At 68.7% G+C, this 1919-nt stretch carries 3 protein-coding genes; 1 reads left to right on the top strand and 2 read right to left on the bottom strand.

Translation table 11 applies throughout. From position 1 onward, the window contains the following. The coding region (locus PKE44_RS10720; RefSeq protein WP_324550936.1) for an HAD hydrolase-like protein at positions 1 to 448 on the top strand (448 nt) is incomplete at its 5' end. A 59-nt stretch (positions 449 to 507) separates the two neighbouring features. Here the strand turns inward: PKE44_RS10720 and PKE44_RS10715 are convergent. Beyond that, the gene (locus tag PKE44_RS10715) at positions 508 to 1200 is read right to left on the bottom strand and encodes an ABC transporter permease (RefSeq protein WP_324550934.1); all 693 of its coding nucleotides are present in this window, start codon (positions 1198 to 1200) and stop codon (positions 508 to 510) included. Between the two features lie 6 nt (positions 1201 to 1206). Beyond that, a complete protein-coding gene (locus PKE44_RS10710) occupies positions 1207 to 1896 on the bottom strand; it encodes an ABC transporter permease (protein WP_324550940.1) in 690 nt (229 codons plus the stop codon). Positions 1897 to 1919 lie beyond the last annotated feature (23 nt).

Genomic DNA, 1919 nt, shown 5'->3' with positions numbered 1-1919 from the left:
GGAGTCGCCGGATGTCGTCGTGCTCGGCGATGCCGCCGACGGCTTCCACTACGAGAACCTGAACCATGCGCTGCAGCTGCTGCTCGGCGGCGCGCAACTGGTGGCGATGGCCGACAACCGCTACTTCCGCGACGGCGAGCGGCTCGCGCTCGACATCGGCCCGTTCCGCGCCGCGCTCGAATACGCGAGCGGCGTCAGCGCGACCATCATCGGCAAGCCGGCGCAGGCGATGTTCGAGACCGGCTGCGCGCGGCTCGGCCTGCCGCCGCAGCGCGTGGCGATGATCGGCGACGATGCGGAGGCCGATGTCGCCGCCGCGCTCGCCGCCGGCCTCGGCGCCGCAGTGCTGGTACGCACCGGCAAGTACCGGGATGGCGACGAGCGCAAGTGTCCGCGGGCGGGGCTCGCCGATGACTTTGCGGCCGCAGTGGAGATGCTGCTGGACTGAAGCGGGGCCGGCCGGCGCGCGCAGCGGGCGCCAGACCCGGTGTTCACGGTTGCGGGGCCTCAATGCTCCCGCGGCCGCAGGTGCGCGAACCAGCGCTGTTCGAGCTTGCGGAAGCCCGCGAACAGCAGGAAGGACAGCGCCATGTACAGCAGGCCGGCGGTCAGGAAAGCCTCATACGGCAGGTAGTAGCGCGAGTTGATCACGCGCGCGGCCCCGGTCAGGTCCACCAGCGTGATCGTCGAGGCGATCGACGAGCCCTGCAGCATGAAGATGACCTCGTTGCCGTAGGCCGGCAGCGCGCGGCGGAAGGCGCTCGGCAGCACGATGCGCCGCAGCATCAGCAAGGTGTCCATGCCGCAGGCGCGCGCGGCCTCGATCTCGCCGCGCGGCATGGTCACGATCGAGCCGCGGATGATCTCGGTGGTGTAGGCGCCGGTGTTGAGCGTGAACGCGATCAGCGCACACCAGTAGGCTTCCTTCAGCAGCGGCCAGAACACGCTCTGCTGCACGGCCTCGAACTGGCCGAGGCCGTAGTAGATCAGGAAGGTCTGCACCAGCAGCGGCGTGCCGCGGAACACGTAGCTGTACGCGAACACCAGGCCGCGCGCCCACAGCGGCCCGACCGCCTGCACGGTGCCGAGCGGGATCGCGAGCAGCAGGCCGAGGATCAGGCACAGACCGGTCAGCTCGACCGTCGTGACCAGGCCTTCGAGGTACAGCGGCCAGTTGTCGAGGATGACGCCGAATTCCATCGCCGCTCACTCCATCCGCTCGTAGCCGAGGCTGTAGCGGCGTTCGGCCCAGCGCAGCAGCAGCACCGAGACGGTCGTGAACGCCAGAAAACCGAGCAGCACGGCGCCGTAGAACGTGAACGGCAGGCGCGTGGCGCCGGCGGCGAGCTGGGCCTTGCGCACGATGTCATCGAGACCGATCACCGACACCAGCGCCGTGGTCTTCAGCAGCACCAGCCAGTTGTTGCCGAAGCCCGGCAGCGCGTAGCGCAGCATCTGCGGCAGGTGGATGCGCACGAACACCTGCGTGGCGCTCATGCCGTAGGCGTAGCCGGCTTCGAGCTGGCCCTTCGGCACCGCCATCAGCGCGCCGCGGAAGGTCTCGGTCATGTAGGCGCCGAAGATCAGGCCGATGGTCAGCACGCCGGCGACGAAGGGGTTGATGTCGATGTACTCCCAGCCGAGCGCATCGCTGATGACGTTCACCAGCGTCTGGCCGCCGAAGTAGATCAGCAGCATCAGCACCAGATCGGGCATGCCGCGGATGATGGTCGTGTACAGCCCGGCGATCGTGCGCAGCACCAGCGAGCGCGACAGCTTCGCCAGCGCACCGGCAAGGCCGAGCGCGACGGCGACCACCAGCGACATCAGCGCCACTTCGAGCGTCAGCCATGCGCCTTCGAACACCGAGGCGCCGTATCCGTGGAAATCGAGCATCGGCAAGCGTCCGGGTGGAATGG

The sequence above is a fragment of the Plasticicumulans sp. genome (assembly GCF_035331805.1).
Lineage (GTDB): Bacteria > Pseudomonadota > Gammaproteobacteria > Competibacterales > Competibacteraceae > Plasticicumulans.
Note: the sequence above shows the minus strand (reverse complement) of the source record. Positions and strands in the feature narration are given on the sequence as shown.